1 protein-coding gene is annotated in these 437 nt (G+C 71.4%); it reads right to left on the bottom strand.

Features of this window, described 5'->3' with window-relative positions; all coding sequences use genetic code 11:
- Nucleotides 1-389 (bottom strand): hypothetical protein (locus RAD15_RS43945; RefSeq protein ID WP_458184884.1); only part of this gene is annotated, 389 nt, incomplete at its 3' end.
- Between the last annotated feature and the right edge of the window lie 48 nt (nt 390-437).

Here is a 437-nt window from a genome sequence, read left to right as displayed (position 1 = left end):
CGGCGAAACAGGGTCGTCCAGCGGCGTCGGCGGTGTTCGGGCCGATCGTGGATGATATGGCAGCGCTGGCAGAAGGCGGCGAGATTGGCATCGGCGTTGTTGGCGGTGTCGTGGTCGCGATGGGCCGCGGCCAGAACCACCCGGGTCCGGCGCACGGTCCTGAGGACGTCCACAGCACCGGGCTGGACGCGCACCCGCCGCCCGCGCCTGTCGCGCCAGGAGGCCGCGTCCGCATCCCACCATCGCCCGTCGCCGAGGTGGACTACCGTCCGCCCGTGCGGTCGCCCGCAGCCCTCGCAGCGTCCCTGAGCGCGCCCGAACCGGATTACGGCCGAGAGCTGGGGCCAGTCGATCGGGTAGAAGAAGCGGTGCTCGGGCCGGATCGGCATGGGGATCGGGATACGGGATCGAAGCGTGACCGTAGAGCGAGACGGGTC

This window comes from Bradyrhizobium sp. 14AA, from assembly GCF_054185205.1.
The sequence above is the reverse complement of the archived record's forward strand: the minus strand, read 5'-3'. Positions and strand labels throughout refer to the sequence as shown.